General features: G+C 37.2%; 15 protein-coding genes. 10 read left to right on the plus strand and 5 right to left on the minus strand.

Annotation, left to right across the window (positions count from 1 at the left end):
* Positions 1-84 precede the first annotated feature (84 nt).
* The 3 genes from FB551_RS21445 to FB551_RS21455 form a co-directional block, all read right to left on the minus strand.
* Positions 85-1,422, minus strand: a complete 1,338-nt coding sequence (locus tag FB551_RS21445; RefSeq protein ID WP_047428859.1) for a (Fe-S)-binding protein — start codon at positions 1,420-1,422, stop codon at positions 85-87.
* A gap of 8 nt (positions 1,423-1,430) precedes the next feature.
* Complete coding sequence (locus FB551_RS21450; protein WP_047428857.1) at positions 1,431-2,381, minus strand: MlaD family protein; 951 nt, start codon at positions 2,379-2,381, stop codon at positions 1,431-1,433.
* Between the two features lie 127 nt (positions 2,382-2,508).
* Positions 2,509-4,662 (minus strand): SurA N-terminal domain-containing protein, encoded by a 2,154-nt coding sequence (locus FB551_RS21455; protein ID WP_142018869.1) that lies wholly within the window; start codon positions 4,660-4,662, stop codon positions 2,509-2,511.
* 260 nt (positions 4,663-4,922) lie between these two features.
* Here FB551_RS21455 and lon point away from each other — a divergent pair, with 260 nt between their 5' ends.
* Positions 4,923-7,328 (plus strand): endopeptidase La, encoded by a 2,406-nt coding sequence (gene lon, locus FB551_RS21460; RefSeq protein WP_142018870.1) that lies wholly within the window; start codon positions 4,923-4,925, stop codon positions 7,326-7,328.
* 208 nt (positions 7,329-7,536) lie between these two features.
* Entirely contained in the window at positions 7,537-8,649 is a 1,113-nt protein-coding gene (locus FB551_RS21465) for an AI-2E family transporter (protein ID WP_047428851.1), read from the plus strand.
* 96 nt (positions 8,650-8,745) lie between these two features.
* Here the strand turns inward: FB551_RS21465 and FB551_RS21470 are convergent, their stop codons facing one another.
* On the minus strand, positions 8,746-8,982 hold the full coding sequence (locus tag FB551_RS21470) for a bacteriocin-like protein (RefSeq protein ID WP_047428849.1): 237 nt from the start codon (positions 8,980-8,982) through the stop codon (positions 8,746-8,748).
* Positions 8,983-9,135: 153 nt separating this feature from the next.
* On the opposite strand from FB551_RS21470, the gene FB551_RS21475 reads away from it, so the two are divergent.
* Positions 9,136-9,513 carry a DoxX family protein gene (locus FB551_RS21475; protein WP_142018871.1) on the plus strand — a complete coding sequence of 126 codons (378 nt, stop codon included), beginning with the start codon at positions 9,136-9,138 and terminating at the stop codon, positions 9,511-9,513.
* Between the two features lie 67 nt (positions 9,514-9,580).
* Here the strand turns inward: FB551_RS21475 and FB551_RS21480 are convergent, their stop codons facing one another.
* Positions 9,581-10,939 carry an acyl-CoA dehydrogenase family protein gene (locus FB551_RS21480; RefSeq protein WP_142018872.1) on the minus strand — a complete coding sequence of 453 codons (1,359 nt, stop codon included), beginning with the start codon at positions 10,937-10,939 and terminating at the stop codon, positions 9,581-9,583.
* A gap of 208 nt (positions 10,940-11,147) precedes the next feature.
* On the opposite strand from FB551_RS21480, the gene FB551_RS21485 reads away from it, so the two are divergent.
* The 7 genes from FB551_RS21485 (at position 11,148) to FB551_RS21515 (ending at position 17,635) form a co-directional block, all read left to right on the plus strand.
* Positions 11,148-12,059 carry a DUF4349 domain-containing protein gene (locus FB551_RS21485; protein ID WP_142018873.1) on the plus strand — a complete coding sequence of 304 codons (912 nt, stop codon included), beginning with the start codon at positions 11,148-11,150 and terminating at the stop codon, positions 12,057-12,059.
* Positions 12,060-12,214: 155 nt separating this feature from the next.
* Positions 12,215-13,090: a TraB/GumN family protein gene (locus tag FB551_RS21490; protein WP_142018874.1), complete on the plus strand. Its 876-nt coding sequence runs from the start codon at positions 12,215-12,217 to the stop codon at positions 13,088-13,090.
* Positions 13,091-13,114: 24 nt separating this feature from the next.
* Positions 13,115-13,624 (plus strand): RNA polymerase sigma factor, encoded by a 510-nt coding sequence (locus tag FB551_RS21495; RefSeq protein WP_142018875.1) that lies wholly within the window; start codon positions 13,115-13,117, stop codon positions 13,622-13,624.
* Positions 13,614-14,219, plus strand: coding sequence for a hypothetical protein (locus FB551_RS21500; protein ID WP_142018876.1), 606 nt, complete (start codon positions 13,614-13,616; stop codon positions 14,217-14,219). The genes FB551_RS21495 and FB551_RS21500 overlap by 11 nt, the downstream gene beginning before the upstream one ends.
* A gap of 206 nt (positions 14,220-14,425) precedes the next feature.
* Positions 14,426-16,066: a glucose-6-phosphate isomerase gene (pgi, locus tag FB551_RS21505; RefSeq protein WP_047428838.1), complete on the plus strand. Its 1,641-nt coding sequence runs from the start codon at positions 14,426-14,428 to the stop codon at positions 16,064-16,066.
* Between the two features lie 47 nt (positions 16,067-16,113).
* Complete coding sequence (locus FB551_RS21510) at positions 16,114-16,998, plus strand: bifunctional 5,10-methylenetetrahydrofolate dehydrogenase/5,10-methenyltetrahydrofolate cyclohydrolase (RefSeq protein ID WP_034692667.1); 885 nt, start codon at positions 16,114-16,116, stop codon at positions 16,996-16,998.
* A gap of 7 nt (positions 16,999-17,005) precedes the next feature.
* Entirely contained in the window at positions 17,006-17,635 is a 630-nt protein-coding gene (locus FB551_RS21515) for a 7-carboxy-7-deazaguanine synthase QueE (protein ID WP_047428835.1), read from the plus strand.
* Positions 17,636-17,646 lie beyond the last annotated feature (11 nt).

Consider the following 17,646-nt stretch of genomic DNA (forward strand, 5'->3'; position numbering starts at 1 on the left):
TTTCAATTTGAAAATGTGAGAATTTGGAAATTTGAAAGTGATATAAACCATAATCAATTTCAAATTTTCAAATTGATTAATTATCTAGTTTTCTGATGCCCAGTTCAGACGGTCGGCCTGATTGTACTGCCAAGGGGCAGCATTGTTTTCCACGTTTGTCATCATCAGGTTCAGTTCCTGTGGCGCAGCAGACTGTTCCATCACCAGGAATCTTCTCATTTCAAAAATAATGGAAAGCGGATCAAGCAATACCGGACAGGCTTCTGTACATGCATTACATGTGGTACAGGCCCAAAGTTCTTCTTTTGTAATATAATCGTTCAACAGTTTTTTACCGTCATCAACGAATTTTCCGTTTTTATCGATGTTTCTTCCTACTTCTTCCAGTCTGTCTCTGGTTTTCATCAGGATCAGTCTCGGAGAAAGTTTTTTACCGGTAATATTAGCCGGGCAAACGGAAGTACAACGTCCGCATTCTGTACATGAATAGGCATTTAGCAATTGTACCTGATTCAGATCAAAAATATCTTCTGCTCCAAATTTAGAAGGTACATCAGCTTCTGCTCCTTCAGCCGGTGCTGCGTAAGGATCTGCATTAGGATCCATCATTAGTTTGATCTCCTTTGTAACAGACTCAAGGTTGTTGAATTTTCCTTTTTTCTCAAGATTTGCATACCATGTGCTTGGGAATGCAAGGATAATATGTAAATGTTTTGAATAATAAAGATAATTCATGAAGAAAAGGATTCCTACAAAGTGGAACCACCATGCCCCTTTCTCTGTGAACATTAAAAATCCGCTGTCAAAATTGAAAATTTCTAAAAACGGAACCAATGTCATTTCACTGATCGGGAAGCTTCCATGCTCTGCTAAAATACCTCTTGACTGTAAAATAAGGTCTGAAGAATTCATCATAAAGAAAGCCATCATTAAGGCGAATTCAATAATCAGAATCCAGTTGGCATCATTTTTTGGCCAACCGAAAAGTTCTTTCATGGTCAATCTCTTCACTCCGTAAAAATTTCTGCGGATAAAGAAAATAACCACCCCGATCACCACTAAAAGTGCCAGAACCTCTAATGTTGCAGTAAAGAAATTATAAAATGTATGGCCGAAAATGCTTGATAAAAAACGGTGTGTACCAAATATTCCATCAACAACGATTTCTATTAATTCAATATTAATAATCACAAAACCTACGTATACAAAAAGGTGTAAAACTCCCGCAACAGGGCGTGCCGTCATTTTACTCTGTCCCATGGCTACACGGGCCATTGTTTCCCAACGTTCTCCTTTTCTGTCGTTTCTATTGATTTCGTGACCTAACCTGATATTTCTATAAATTTTCTGGAGGCTTTTGGCAAACAGGCCAAATCCCGCCACTAATAAAATCAGGAAAATAATGTTATCGATGTACTGCATAAGGCGTATTAGTCTTTGTTATTTTTACCGAAAACCGAGAAGTTGATATATCTCTTCGGGTTCGCTTTCATATCTTCGATTAATGTATTAAGATTGGAAGAAGCTGAATTCAGGTTGTTATACAGTTGATCATCCTTCATCAGTTTACCTAAGCTTCCTTCACCCTTGTCTATACCGCCAATCACCTGATTCAATTTTCCTACTGTAGCATCCAGATTGGCAATCGTTGCATTCAGCTGTTTAGTATCAATGCTCTGAGCCAGATTTCCATATTTATCCAATGTAACTTTTCCACTTTGCATAGTAAGACTGGCATCATCCAGCACTTTTTGCAGTTTTGGATCATTATGTCCTACAAGCGTATTTACACTTCCTGCTGTTGCCTGTAATGCTCCTACTGTTTTATTAAGGTTGGCTAATAAAGCTTTTATTTCAGCTCTGTTCTGAGCATCGAAAACCTGGTTGGCATTGGTCATTAAGGAGTCTACTCTGTGTAGTACCACTTGCAATTGATCTTTTACCGGACCAACCTGAGAAGAAAGACTTCCCAATGTTCCCAGTTTGAAAGCTCCTTTTAAAGTGTCCCCGTCTTTTGCCGTCGCCCCTCCATACATAAGGTTTACTCTCATTTCTTTACCAGACATTAATCCCGGTTCAAAGATCTCCAATGTTGAATTTTTTGAAAATTCGAATTTATTGTCGACTGTAATTTTTACGACAAAATTAATTTTGCCATCTTTTGAGGTGATAGGAATAATCTTGTCTACCTGTCCTACTTTCAAACCATTAATAGAAACTGCTGAAGATTGCGCGAGGCCTTCAACATTATCATATTTCGCGTAAAATATATTGTCGGTAGTAAAAAGGCTTTTCCCTTTCATAAACTGAAACAACACCACAAAGCCTACGATAGCTAGAAGTGCAATCACACCAGCTTTTAATTCTTTACTGAACTTCACTTGCTAATTTTTTTCTAATAAGCAAATATAATACATTTTAAATAAATCTTTTCCTTTATTATTCTGCGTTAAATACAAAAAAAGCGACAAAAAATTTTGTCGCTTTTATATCATTGAAATGAATTTCTTATTGTTGCTGATTTCCCAGCTTGTTCCAGATCTCAATTCTGTAATCTTCGATATCTGCGTTATCCTGAAGACTCTTCATCCAGGCCTGTCCGAACATTCCTGCACTTCTCTGAGTAAGAGACTCTGTAAACTGCTTAAGATCTCCAGGCTGTTTGTTTACGGTTTCAGATTTTTTGATCAAAACATAAACTCCTGTACCTCCTTCAACCGGGTTAGAAAGTTTACCTTTTGCAACACCAAATGCTGCACCGGCAACTTTAGGCTCCATAGCACCAGCTACTGAAGGATTTAATAGGTTTACCTGAGCGGATTGTTTTGGAGCGGCAAACAATTTAGCAATCTGATCCAAGTTTGAAGCTTTTGCTGCTGCAATTTTATCAGAAATTTGTTTTGCGGCCAATTTATTTTTAACGATAGTTTCAATCTGATCTCTTACAGATTCAGGATCAGCAAGACCTGCTTCCTGTTTTCCGTTCAGATATACTACAATTTTATCTCCTGTTCCGTCTACTGTAAATAATTCAGTATCTCCTTTTGTTCTTTTCTTATCAAAAGCCCATGCAAGGATATCAGCATCTTTTTCAGTACCTAAGCCCTGAAGCTGACCTTCAAATCTTTTTGCGGCTTTTGGATTGGAGAACTGATAGTTTCCTTTCTTAGCAATATTCACGAAATCGTTGAAAGATTTTCCCTGAACCTGCTGAATGAATTTTCTTGAATTTTTGTCTGTTTCAGCCTCAGTAGCATCTGAAGGTTTGATTGCTTTCACAAGGTTAGCAACTTTATACCCCATTGATCCTGATTTTTTATCTTCAATATTGATGATATGGTAACCGAACTGTGTTTCTACTACTCCGGTAGCTCCTTTAGGATTGCTTGCAAGATAAGCAAGGAATTCCGGAACGAAAGGCGTCTCTGGTGTTGTCCAACCAAGACTACCACCCTGAGCGGCAGAATTCGGATCACTTGAAAGCTTAAGGAATTCTGTAAATTTACCAGGAGTAGCTTTTACGATAGCACCAATGGAGTCTGCTAATTTCTTAGCCTGCTCTTTAGTTCTTGTAACCCCTTCACCTGCAGGGCTTCCTTTGAATGCAATAAGGATATGTCTTGATAAAGTAGAATCTGAAGGTCTTTTACCTACCAATTTAGATACTACGTATACATCTTGCTCTTTATAAGGACCAAAAGTCTGACCTACTGCGGCAGCAGTGATCTGATCTTTGATTGTTGGAGGCAATTGAGCAGGATTCAGATACTGAGGATTGAACGGTGCATCAGAATTTGCTGCAACAAACATAGAATCATTTTTAGTATTCTGGAAGTTTTCAGCTCCTCCACTTGCATCTGTACCTCCTGAATATAATTTTGTAATTTCTTTCAAGGCTGCGGCATCATCTGCTGCACTCGGTTTAGATGGGAAAAATACAATACCTATATTTCTGCTTGGCTCAGCTTTGAACATTACAGGGTGCTTCTTGATGTAATCAGCAAGATCCTGTGTGGTAACATTGATCTTTGTTTTTTGAAGATAAGACGCGTAATCTACTTTTACAAAGTCGATATCTGCAAGCTGATCTCTCTGCTTCATCAATTCTTCAGCTTCTTTCTTACCTGTAGTAATCCCTGCTGAAAGATTGGTAAACACCTGTCTTGCCATTAGTCTGTACTCGATTGTCTTTCTGGTTTTCAACCATTGAGTATATCCTTGAGGATTGGTGTTTTGTAATGTTTCAATTTCTTTTTTAAGCTCTTGAGTTTTAAAGTTACCTTTCTCATCAAAGAACTGTTGATTCTGAGCAAACATCTGATCGTACTGGATTTGATTCCAGAAATAATCATCAGTCATTTCAAAGCCCAGTTTCTCAAACTGCTGTTTGATAAGTTTAGATTGTACAAGTAACTGCCAAGCCTGCTCTTCAAGACCGTTTTTCGGACGACCTTGCTGTTCAGCCTGCTGCTGCAACACGAAAAGCTGATCATTGAACTCTTCGCGGGTGATTTTCTCACCGTTTACTTTTCCTAAAACGTCAGGATTTTTACCAAAAACCTTGTCGATACTATCGGGGTTCACCAGGAACGCCAAAAGCGCTAAGGCTATTACTCCCATTAAAAGCCAAGGCTTACTCCTAATCTGTCCTAAAATTGCCATTTTATAAATTATAGTTTTTTATCAGTTTGCGAAAATACACATTTTTAAGAAATTACAGAAACAGAACTGCTTTATTTTGATTTTTAATGCAAAGATTATCTAAAAAAGGAAATTTTGACCGTATTTTTAAGTAAAAAACAAATGGCATAAGTATTGTGCATTTTTAAAATATTATAATATGCCACACGTTTTCAGAGTATATTATAAAAAATTCCTTTAACGATAAAAAACGAAAATGACAATTTGTCATTCGATTGACTATGACAGAATTTGAAGATATTAGTTTAGAAGAAATGATCAGTGACGGATTTGATATCGTAACTGAAGAAATCAATCTTTCCGACTTCGCAGAGACTGATAAAAATTCCGAACAGAAAATATTCCCTATACTTCCTGTAAGAAATATGGTTATGTTTCCCAATGTGGTAATTCCTATTACTGCGGGGAGAAAAACCTCTATACAGCTTCTTGAAGAGGCACAGAAAAACGGAGATTTTATTGGAATTGTTAGCCAGAAAAATTCGGATCTTGAACAACCTTCCGAAAAAGATATATATACTACCGGTACACTGGCAAAAATCATTAAGATCATTAAACTTCCTGAAGGTAACATTACAGCTATTACCAAAGGATTTCACAGATTTAAGATAAAAAAAATCATTGATAACCAACCTTATTTCAAAGCAGAAATATCAAAATTAAAAGATACCCGACCTAAAGATCAGGAAGAATATGAAGCATTGTTGGAGAATATCAAGGACCTTGCTTTAAAGATCATTGAACTGGATCCTAACATTCCTAATGCTGCCAACTTCGCGATCAAAAATATTAACAATAATGATGATCTTCTGAATTTCATCTGCACGAATGCTAATTTCTCTTCAATAGCAAAACAAAAACTGCTTGAAGAAAAAAGCCTGATGACAAGAGCTAACCAGTGCTACGAACTGATGCATGAAGATTTCAGAAAACTGGAACTGAGAAATCAGATTCATCAGAAAACATCAAAGGATCTTGACAAGCAGCAGAGAGAATACTTCCTGAATCAACAAATAAGAACGATCCAGGAGGAACTTGGCGGCGGACCTGAAAGTGATGTGGAAGATCTTATTGCCAAGGCTAAAACAAAAAAATGGAGCCAGGAAGTAGAAGACCATTTCCAAAAGGAAATCAGCAGACTTCAACGTCAGAATCCTAATTCCCCGGACTATAATGTTCAGAGAAACTACCTGGATTTCTTTACAGATCTGCCTTGGGAAACCTATACAAAAGATATTTTTGATATTGCAAAAGCTGAAAAGGTGCTTGACAAAGCACACTTTGGCCTGGAAGATATCAAGAAAAGAATTCTGGAGCACATGGCTGTTTTAAAACTAAAGAACAACATGAAGTCTCCTATTCTATTATTAGTAGGGCCTCCGGGTGTTGGTAAAACCTCTTTAGGGAAATCTATTGCTGATGCTTTAGGAAGAAAATATGTAAGATTATCACTGGGTGGTCTTCATGATGAGAGTGAAATCCGCGGACATAGAAAAACCTACATCGGTGCTATGGCAGGGAGAATTTTACAGTCCATTAAAAAATCCGGCACATCAAATCCGGTAATTGTTCTTGATGAGATTGATAAAATCGGACAGGGGCTTCATGGGGATCCTAGCTCAGCTCTTTTAGAAGTGCTTGATCCTGAACAAAATAAGTCTTTTTATGACAATTTCCTGGAGATGGGTTATGACCTTTCAAAAGTGATGTTCATTGCTACTGCAAATTCACTTTCAACAATACAGACTCCTCTTTTGGACAGAACGGAGATCATTCAGATTGCCGGCTATACTTTGGAGGAAAAGATTGAAATAGCCAAAAGACATTTAATTAAAAAGCAACAGGAGGAAAATGGGCTCGATGCCAAATCATTCAAACTTGGATATACCGAACTTAAGCATATTGTAGAAGCGCATACTTCTGAAAGTGGTGTAAGAACTCTGGAGAAAAGAATTGCAGCCATTGGAAGATGGGTAGCGCTGCAGACTGCTTTGATAAAGGAATATGATCCAAAAATTTCAGTGGAAAAAATAGATGAAATTCTTGGCGTACCAAGACCAAAAAGCTTATCCGAGATCACTGGAGTTCCCGGGGTTGTCACTGGCCTTGCCTGGACAAGTGTAGGAGGAGATATTCTTTATATTGAAAGTATTTTAAGCAATGGCAAAGGGGCATTAACGATGACAGGAAACCTGGGAACGGTAATGAAAGAATCCGCCACTATTGCTTTGGAATATATTAAAGCTAAACATGATGAACTGGGGATTCCTCAGGAAGACATCGAAAAGAAAAATATCCACGTGCACGTTCCTGAAGGTGCAACACCTAAAGATGGGCCGTCTGCCGGTATTGCGATGCTGACATCAATGGTTTCTTCATTTAAAAACAAGAAGGTAAAGCCTCACCTTGCGATGACCGGAGAAATTACACTAAGAGGAAAAGTACTTCCTGTTGGAGGTATTAAAGAAAAACTTCTTGCTGCAACAAGAGCAGGAATCAAAGATGTTATTCTTTGTGAAGCTAACAGAAAAGACGTTGAGGAGATCAAAAAAGATTATCTGAAAAATCTGAAAGTACATTACGTAAACAGAATGGAGGAAGTCATTGACATCGCCATTGAAGAATAAACAACTTATAACATATTAACTTCTCAATAAAGAAACACGTTCTGATATTCAGGGCGTGTTTCTGTTTTTTCAGTAAAAAATCACAATCAACCTGGGCAGGTGGAATAAAATTTGATACAATCCAAGGAAATCCCGAAGGATTGAATAAAAAATTTTTCAATTCAGAAGGGTTTTCTTATTTTTATTCCACACTGCATATTTTTAGATTATGAATTTTCTTAGACTTCCTTTCCTTGTCAAGCTTACACTCGTGGTGGTTTCCATCATTGGACTTGGCTATCTTCTGGCACTGGGGCAGAGTATTTTAGCTCCATTTTTCCTGGCATTCCTTATGGCAATGCTGTTTTTGCCTGCAGCCACTTTTATGGAAAAAAAGTTAAGATTTCCAAGATCTATGTCTACCATGACCTCGGTATTCATTATGCTGATGATTCTAAGTGGTATTATTTACTTCTTTACCAATCAGTTGTCCGACTTCAGTAAAGATCTGCCACACCTCAAGGAACAGTTTACCACTGTTTTTAACAGCCTTCAGCATTGGGTTTCCAAAACATTTAATGTAAAAGTGGATGAACAGGTAGACTATATTAACCAGGGATTGACTAAACTACTATCTTCCTCAGGAGTAATTTTAGGATTTACCTTTGGGATCTTTTCGACCGGATTTGGATTTATTATATTTTTCACCCTGTTTTTTATCTTTATTTTAAATTACAGAAGACTTTTAAATAACTTTATTGTTACGGTTTTCAATGAAAGACATAAAGCGAGTGTACAGGAAGCTGTGAATGAGATCAGAATCATGACCAAGAAATATATCTTCGGACTTTTTCTTCAGGTAATTATTGTATCTATTCTCACCTCCATTCTTCTTACCATTCTGGGAGTAAAATATGCCATTCTTCTGGGAGTTCTGACAGGATTATTAAATGTCATTCCGTATCTGGGAATTTTTATTTCCCTTCTGATTTCATGTTTTATAGCATTTGCTACTTCTACACCTTCAACGTGTATTTATGTTGCTTTGGGGTATATTGCCATTCATGCTGTGGACGGAAATATTGTTCTGCCATTTGTGGTAGGCTCTAAAGTTAAGATCAACGCCTTATTTTCTTTTATTGGTATTCTTTTAGGAGAACACCTTTGGGGAATTGCAGGAATGTTCCTGTGTATACCGGCAATTGCTATTATAAAAATTATCTGTGAAAGAGTGGACGACTTAAAACCTTGGGGAAGGTTGCTTGGAGAAGAACCTAAACCTCATAAGAAGAAAAAAAGCTATAAAATCTCCAAGAATATTACTTTGAAGGAAATGGACTAATTATAAGTAATGAGTAATAGGTAATAAGTAATAATTGACATATTCCTAACTTTAAATAAAAAAGACTGCCTTTTTCGAAACAGTCTTTTTTTGTTATTAAGCAGCGCACCAAGGACTCATTCCGTTTGGACAAGTGTCTGTGCACAGGATGTAAGTCTGACTATCCGGGCAGTATCCTTTATCCGGTTCCGGAGTTCCTCCACCACCTCCGATACAAGGATGACCAGGCGGAATTTTACATGGGCAGTCTATTGGCCCGATATCACATTTATCAATTCCTCCGTGGATTTCTCTCAAATTCGTACGGTTTAACTTTTTAAGATTTTTCAACATAATAGTATTAGTTTAGTTTGAATTTCAAATATAAACAATGAAATTATCCAAAATACAACATTAACCTATCATTAACATTAATTGTGTATTTTTTATAAAAATACAATCAACGAATCCTATTTTTATTTTACATTTGATGTAAAATCATCAAACATGAAAACAATAAAATTCATTTTATGTTTACTTTTCGGGCTTATGTTTATTAATGCCGGATTAAACAAGTTTTTTAATTATATGCCCACGGAGAAACCTACTCCTGAACAAATGAAACTTTTCGCTGCATTTGGAGAAATCAGCTGGCTGATGCCATTAGTAGGCATCGTAGAAGTTATTGGCGGATTATTATTTATTTTCCCAAAAACAAGAGCGTTAGGTGCCATTGTTATTTTACCTGTCATGGTAGGCATTGTCACGCATGTTTTCACAATGGATAAATCTCCTATGGGAATGGGTATTGCCGGGGTAATGTTTCTGATCAATATCTGGATGATTATTGACAACAAGGAAAAATACAAACATTTAGTTTCATAAGGGGGCAGATGATAGGTTGCAGGTTGCAGCACCTACAACCTATTACCTGCCATCTGCTACCTGTTACCTATACAAAAGCACTGAATCCTGTGATCGATCGTCCTACGATGAGCGAGTTGATTTCTTTTGTTCCTTCATAAGAATAAATAGCTTCTGCATCGGCAACAAATCTGGCTACATCATACTCCAGCAGAATTCCGTTTCCTCCCATTACTTCTCTTGCTCTTGAAACAATATCTCTTGTTCTGAGGGTACAGAAAACTTTGGCTAACGAAGCATGTTCATCTTTTAAAATTCCTTCATCCTGCATTTCAGACAGTCTGAAAACCATGGTCTGCATGGCAGTAAGATTAGATAACATTTCTACCAGATGTCCCTGAATCATTTGAAATGAAGCAATAGGCCTTCCAAACTGTTCTCTTTTTCGGGTATAATCCAAAGCACTTTCATATGCTCCGCGTGCACAGCCTGTGGCCATCCATGCGACACCTGCTCTTGTCATTCTCAGTACTTTGCCGGTATCTTTAAAGGAATTGGCATTCTGTAAACGGCTTTCTTCGGTAACAAGACAGTCTTTTAGGGTAATCAATCCGTTCTGGACAATCCTTAAAGCCATTTTTCCCTTAATTTTTTCTACGGAATATCCCGGATTATCTTTTTCCACAATAAATCCTTTCACCTCTCCGCTATCCAGGTCTCTTGCCCAGATAATAATCAGATCAGCGAAAGTAGCATTCCCGATCCATTTTTTCTGACCATTAAGAACCCAGCCTTCCGGTGTTTTTTTACAGGTTACTGTAAGTCCGCCCGCTGCTCCTGATCCAACTTCCGGCTCCGTTAGCCCAAAGGCTCCAATTTTTTCAAATTTCTGCATCTGCGGAAGCCATTTCTGCTTCTGTTCTTCAGAGCCGCAGATATAAATAGAACCCATTGCCAGCCCGGATTGTACCCCGAAAAATGTGGCAATGGAAGCATCTACCCTTGCCATTTCCATCGCAATAACACCTTCCATCAGGAAAGGCATTCCCGGACAGCCGTACCCTTCATAAGTAACACCACAAATATCAAGTTTTTGGAATTTCGGGATCAGCTCAAAAGGAAATTCATCTCTGAGCCAATAGTGGTTCACCAGAGGTTTTACTTCCTTTTCCATGAAAGCTCTTACTTTCAGCTGAATTTCACGCTGTTCAGGAGTCAACGTATGGTAGATATCATAAAAGTCTCCATCAATAGGTGGTAATTCTTTCTTTTTCTTTTCGGGATCAAGCATTTTCATAAGCCCGGAAAGCTGTTTATCATCCAGTTTTGAAAAATTTTGCATCAGTTTTGGCAGATCTACCTTTTGAGAAATGCTGCTCAATTGATCGAAATCTATGGATCTAAATAATTCTATTGCGTTTCTGATTTTGGAAAAAGTATTTGACATAGTGACAGATTGTTGTTTTGGTTTGTAAAAGATAAGCAAAAACTGCTCCGAAAGCAATGGCTAAAGCCCATGTTTATTTTACAAAACACTAAATTTCAATTCATTATAACTGAAAATTTTGTTTACAAGCTTTTTACTTTTGATTTTCAAGCGTTACAAAAGATCCTGGCTGAACTTTGACTTCAGGAAAACAATAAAAATAAGCGCTATGAAAACTACTTACATTCAATTATCTCTATCAGCTGTTCTTTTACTAGGAATTTATTCATGTAAAAAAGGAGAAGTTTCTTCTGCAGATCTTGAAGCCTATGCTACTACAGATTCAACTGCTGCTATTGTATCAGACAGTATCTCATCTGTTGCGGATATGAAAGTAAAAGACAAACAGTTCATCAAGACTGCCGATGTGAATATGGAAGTAAAAGATGTGTATAATGCAACGGTTGCTATTGAAAAATCTGTACAGGAACTGGGTGGTTTTGTTACCAACAGTAATCTGCAAAGCAATGTGGTTTCTGAAAACACTTACAACACATCCAATGAAGAGGCTATGCTGATTAAAAAATATCAGACAGAAAATAGAATGCAGGTTCGTATTCCAGCGGAAAAACTCGGGGAACTTTTAACAGCAATCAATACAAACAAGTTATTTCTTAATTCCAGATCTATCAATGCAGAAGATGTAACGGCTAACATCAAATATTCTGAACTGGAAGGGAAAAGAAATCAAAAGACTTCGGAAAATATCAGCAAACTAAAAACAAATAAAGATAAGGTAACGCTCGATGACGAAAATATGTCTGAAGGAAATCTTCAACAACTGCAGAGTATGAATATGACGGACGATCTGAAATACAGCACTATTGATATCTACATTAAAGAACCACAATTACGTATTGCAGAAATCGCCGTTACCAACACGACCAGCATTGACAATAAATATAAATATAATTTCATCTATGACGCAAAAGATGGCTTCGTGTACGGCTTCTATCTGATTCAGAGAATCATAGTGGCTCTGATCAATGTATGGCCTCTTCTATTAATTGCTGCTGCAATTCTCTATTTTTTAAGAAAAAGAAAAACTTCAAAACCTGGCCAGCCAAAGATCCAGGAATAAAAAAACTATCCTAACCAATTGGTTATCATCATAATTTTAGATTTTACTACCTCCTGTTTTCAGGAGGTTTTTATTTTTTTGAAAAAAAACTGTAACGATTATAACACATGCCTTACCTACTGTTTAAAAGAACAGAAAATTAAAAAATTAATATTATGAAAAATTTAATCAAACTTGGATTCGCAGCATTATTGTCATTGAATTTCATAACAGCCAATGCACAAAATAAAAACAGCAACACAGAAAACAGTCTCCTATGGGAAGTTTCCGGAAACGGTCTTTCTAAGCCTTCTTATATTACCGGGACTTTTCATATCTTATGCAGTAAAGATTTTGAGATCAAACCTAAAGTTCTGAAAGCTCTTGAAAACTCTGAAAACTTTGTCATGGAAATCAACTATACTGATCCTGCTGAAATGATGTCATTACAGAAAATGTTTAAAGCAGATAAAAAAATATCAGACCAGCTTTCTCCCGAAGAAGCTAAGGAACTGAATACCATTCTTGCCAATTATGGAACAGATCTGAAAAGCATTGACTCATCAAGTCCTCAGGCACTTTATGCCTTGCTTTCCACCAAAGCCATTCCATGCCCCCGGACCGAAGTTAAACTTTACGAAATGGAGCTTCTTCAGAAGGCAATAAAAGATAAAAAAGGAATCAAAGGGCTGGAAAAAGTAGAGGATCAGATGCAATCGATCAATAAAGCGTATGATCTGAAGAGTATCATTACCCAGCTTAAAATGGACAAAGAATATCAACTATTATTCAGTCAGATGATTGAAGCTTTTAAAAATGAAAATGTGCAGTCACTTTACAGTCTTTTCAAGGATGAAAGATTCATGAATGCTCAACAGGAAAAGGCAATGCTTACCAATAGAAATCTAAACTGGGTAAAAATAATGCCGGACATGATGAAAAAAGAAAGCTCGTTATTTGCTGTCGGAGGATCTCATCTTATGGGTGAAAACGGAATCATTCCTCTCCTGCGGGCAAAAGGCTACACGGTGAAACCAGTATCAAGCTTATAACCATAACCAAACCATGAACCGATTGTGAGCAATCCAACTGAAACCGCTTTTTTAAAACTCGTCAACCAGCACAAAGGCATCTTGTACAAAGCCTCGCGGATCTATGCAGATTCTGTAGAGGATCGGGAAGACCTTCAGCAGGAAATTCTTATCCAGCTTTGGAAATCTTATCAGAACTTCAAAGGAAACAGCGAGTTCTCCACGTGGATGTACAGGGTCGCAATTAATACAGCCATTACCTATTTAAAAAAGGAAAAGCAAAGATCTACTAATCATACAAATGTGCCTTCCCATTTTGAAGTACAGCAGGAGGATTACAACCCTGCAAAGGACAGACAGCTGGAAATTTTCTACAGTGCCGTTCAGGAGCTGAACTCTCTGGAAAAAGCTGTCATATTTTATTTCATGGAAGGGATGTCACACAAAGAAATCGGGAACAATCTAGGGCTCACTGAAGGCAATGCGCGAGTAAAACTCAACAGAACAAAAGAAAAAATACAGCAAATCATAAAAAAATCAGGCTATGAATTTTGATCAATTAAAAGAACAGTGGAATAAAGAGGACAGTGATGTCCATATCCCTGATACAATACAGCAATTAAAGGAGAGCAAGCACCCTATAGAAAAGATTCAGAAAAATATGAAAAAGGAATTTCCTATGCAGATTCTTGCAATTATTCTGATGGCTTTTTTTCCTCTTCAGTTTAAATTTCCGTCTTCACAATATATTATTTATTATGTTTCCTATACAGTGATGGTCGTAATATCTTCATATTATCTGTTTGGGTTTTATAAATTTTACAAACAGACAGAACTTTATACTGGAAATACCAAAAACAGCCTTTGGAAAATATACCATGAGCTTCGCCTGAATATGGAACGATACCAATCTTTCGGATTTTTATTACTTCCTCATTTACTTATTACTATTGGACTGGTTATCTACAATACGATGAAAGAGCAGGGAAAGTCTTTACCAGAGCTTTCTGCTTCTCATCAACAGGGATTAATCATTGCAGTACTGATCGGAACATTAGGGTTTATAACCAGCATTGTTCTATGGACAAAATACATCTATGGAGGAAGCGCAAACCAATTGGAAAACATTCTGAATGAAATGGATGAATAATATCCTAAGAGCCATCCCAAAAACACTTTTTATACAACCTCAGACCTGTTCTGAGGTTGTGTTTTTTAAAAAAATGTTATTTATCGTCTTCAAATTTATCAGAGGTTTTATTTTTCCGTAAATTTGCAAATCAGAAATAAATCATTATGGATTATGACCTATTCTTATCCGATATATGATCTTCTGAACGATAAAAATTCTGTAATATGCTATCAAAAATAAATCCAACACAAACTAGCAGCTGGAAAGCACTTGACGAACACTTCGGTGGAAATGACTTTGATCTTAGAACTCTTTTCCAGTATAACCCGAACCGTTTTAATGAATTTTCTCTACAAAAGGACAACTACCTTTTTGATTATTCTAAAAACCTGATTGATTCCAGAACAAAAGATCTTTTATTGCAATTGGCTGAAGAAAGCCAGTTAAAAGATGCTATTTCCAAAATGTTTTCAGGAGATAAAATCAATGAAACAGAAGGAAGAGCTGTGCTGCATACAGCATTAAGAGACTTCTCTGATCGTGAAATTATTGTAGATGGAGAAAATATCAAACCGCAGATCAAGAGAGTTCTTGAGCATATGAAATCTTTTTCTGAAAAAATTATTTCGGGAGAACATAAAGGTTTCAGCGGAAAAGAGATCACAGATGTAGTCAACATCGGGATTGGAGGATCAGATTTGGGTCCTGTGATGGTTTGTTCAGCTTTAAAGCATTTTAAAACAAGATTAAACGCTCACTTTGTTTCCAACGTGGACGGAAATCATATTGCAGAAGTAGTAAAAGATTTAAATCCTGAAACTACTTTATTCATCATTGCTTCCAAGACGTTTACCACTCAGGAAACAATGACGAATGCCAATTCAGCAAAAGACTGGTTCCTGAAGGCAGGAAAACAGGAAGATGTAGCGAAGCATTTTGTTGCTTTATCTACTAATATTGAAGAAGTTAAGAAGTTCGGAATCGCAGAGGAAAATATTTTTGAGTTCTGGGACTGGGTAGGCGGAAGATATTCTCTGTGGAGTGCTATCGGATTAAGTATTGTACTTTCTGTAGGATATGAAAACTTTGAACAGCTTTTAAAAGGTGCTTATGATACAGATCAGCATTTCCAAACGGCAGAATTCTCTGAAAATGTTCCTGTATTAATGGGACTTCTGGGAATCTGGTACCGTAATTTCTATGCTGCTACAACGTATGCCATCTTACCTTATTCTCAATATCTGGACAGATTTGCAGCCTATCTTCAGCAGGGAGATATGGAAAGTAACGGAAAATGTGTAGACAGAAATGGTGAATTTGTAGAATACGAAACGGGACCTATCATCTGGGGAGAGCCTGGTACAAATGGGCAGCATGCTTTCTACCAACTGATCCACCAGGGAACAGAATTGATTCCGGCAGACTTTATTGCCTATGCAAAAAGCCCTAACCATGTTTCTGACCACCAGGATAAATTATTAGCGAACTTTTTCGCTCAGACTGAAGCACTAGCCTTCGGAAAACTTGAAGAAGAAGTAGAAGAAGAGCTTAGAAATGCAGGAAAATCTGATGAAGAAATAGACAGACTGATCAACTTCAAGGTCTTCCATGGAAACACACCTACTAACTCTATATTATTCAAAGAATTAACTCCTTTTTCACTAGGACAACTGATCGCTTTGTATGAACACAAAATTTTCGTTCAGGGTGTTATCTGGAATATTTTCAGTTTTGACCAGTTTGGAGTAGAATTAGGAAAAGTATTAGCCAATAAAATCCTTCCTGAGCTGGAGAATAATGAAGCAGTAAGCTCTCATGACAGCTCTACCAATGGATTAATTAATTACTATAAAGAAAATAAATAGTAAGCAAAAAGAAAGTAAAAGTAAATCTATAAAGTAAAAAAGTAAAAATGGCAGAAATTCTTGACGGACTTAAAGTATCCAAGGAAATTAAAGCAGAGATCAAGGTTGAAGTAGAAAAGATTCTCGCAAGTAAAAGAAGAGCTCCCCATTTGGTGGCTATTCTTGTAGGAAATAATGGAGCTAGCAAGGCCTATGTAAACTCGAAAGTGAAAGACTGTGAGGAAGTAGGGTTTCAATCCAGCTTGATTAAATTTCCAAGTACAGTTTCTGAATCTGAACTGTTGGAAAAAATTGACGAGCTTAATAAATCTAAAGCAGTAGACGGATTTATCGTTCAGCTGCCTTTACCAGATCAGATTGACCAGGAAAAGATCATTAACGCTATTGATCCAAGAAAAGATGTGGATGGTTTCCACCCTGAAAACTTCGGGAAAATGGCTCTTGAAATGGATACTTTCTTACCTGCTACTCCTTTCGGAATTTTAACATTATTGGAAAGATATAATATTGAAACGAAAGGAAAAGACTGTGTAATTATCGGAAGAAGTAAAATTGTAGGAAGACCAATGAGTATCCTTATGGGAAGAAAAGATTTCCCTGGAAACTCTACCGTTACCCTTACGCACTCATACACGAAAGACATCGAAGAATATACAAGAAAGGCAGACATCGTAATTACCGCTTTGGGAGATCCGCATTTCTTAAAAGGAGATATGATCAAAGAAGGAGCTGTAATTGTTGACGTGGGTATTACAAGAGTAGATAATGACTCTCCAAAAGGATATTACCTTGCAGGTGACGTAGATTTTGACAGCTGTGCAGCTAAAGCAAGCTGGATTACTCCGGTACCTGGAGGAGTGGGCCCAATGACAAGAGCGATGTTAATGAAAAACACCATCATTGCTTACAAAACTTCGGTCTATAACGACTAATTTTAAAATGAATAAAGAAGAAGATATTTTATTAAAAGAAGGTAAAATGCTCCCTGTAATGGAGCATTTTTACACTTTACAGGGAGAAGGAGCACACACCGGAAAAGCAGCATATTTTATCAGGCTGGGAGGTTGTGATGTAGGATGCCACTGGTGTGATGTAAAAGAAAGCTGGAACCCGGACCTCCATCCCCTGATGAATGCAGAGGAAATTGCAGAAACTGCAGCTAAACACTGTAAAACAATAGTGTTGACCGGTGGGGAACCTTTGATGTGGAATTTAGATATATTGACATCCAAACTGAAAGAATTAGGATGTACCGTACATATCGAAACTTCAGGAGCCTATCCCATGAGCGGGCAGCTGGACTGGATTACCCTTTCTCCAAAAAAAACAGGACTGCCTAAGGAAGAAATCTATCAAAAAGCTCATGAACTTAAAGTGATCATTTTCAATCAGCATGACTTTACGTTTGCTCAGGAACAGGCCTCAAAAGTTTCTGAAAACTGTAAACTTTACCTTCAAAGCGAATGGAGCAAAAGAGATGACATGTATCCTAAGATCACAGATTTCATCCTGGAACATCCGGAATGGCAGGCTTCAGTTCAGACTCACAAATATCTGAATATCCCGTAAAAAAGCTTAAA

Source organism: Chryseobacterium aquifrigidense (assembly GCF_006716485.1).
In the GTDB taxonomy this organism is placed as follows: domain Bacteria; phylum Bacteroidota; class Bacteroidia; order Flavobacteriales; family Weeksellaceae; genus Chryseobacterium; species Chryseobacterium vietnamense.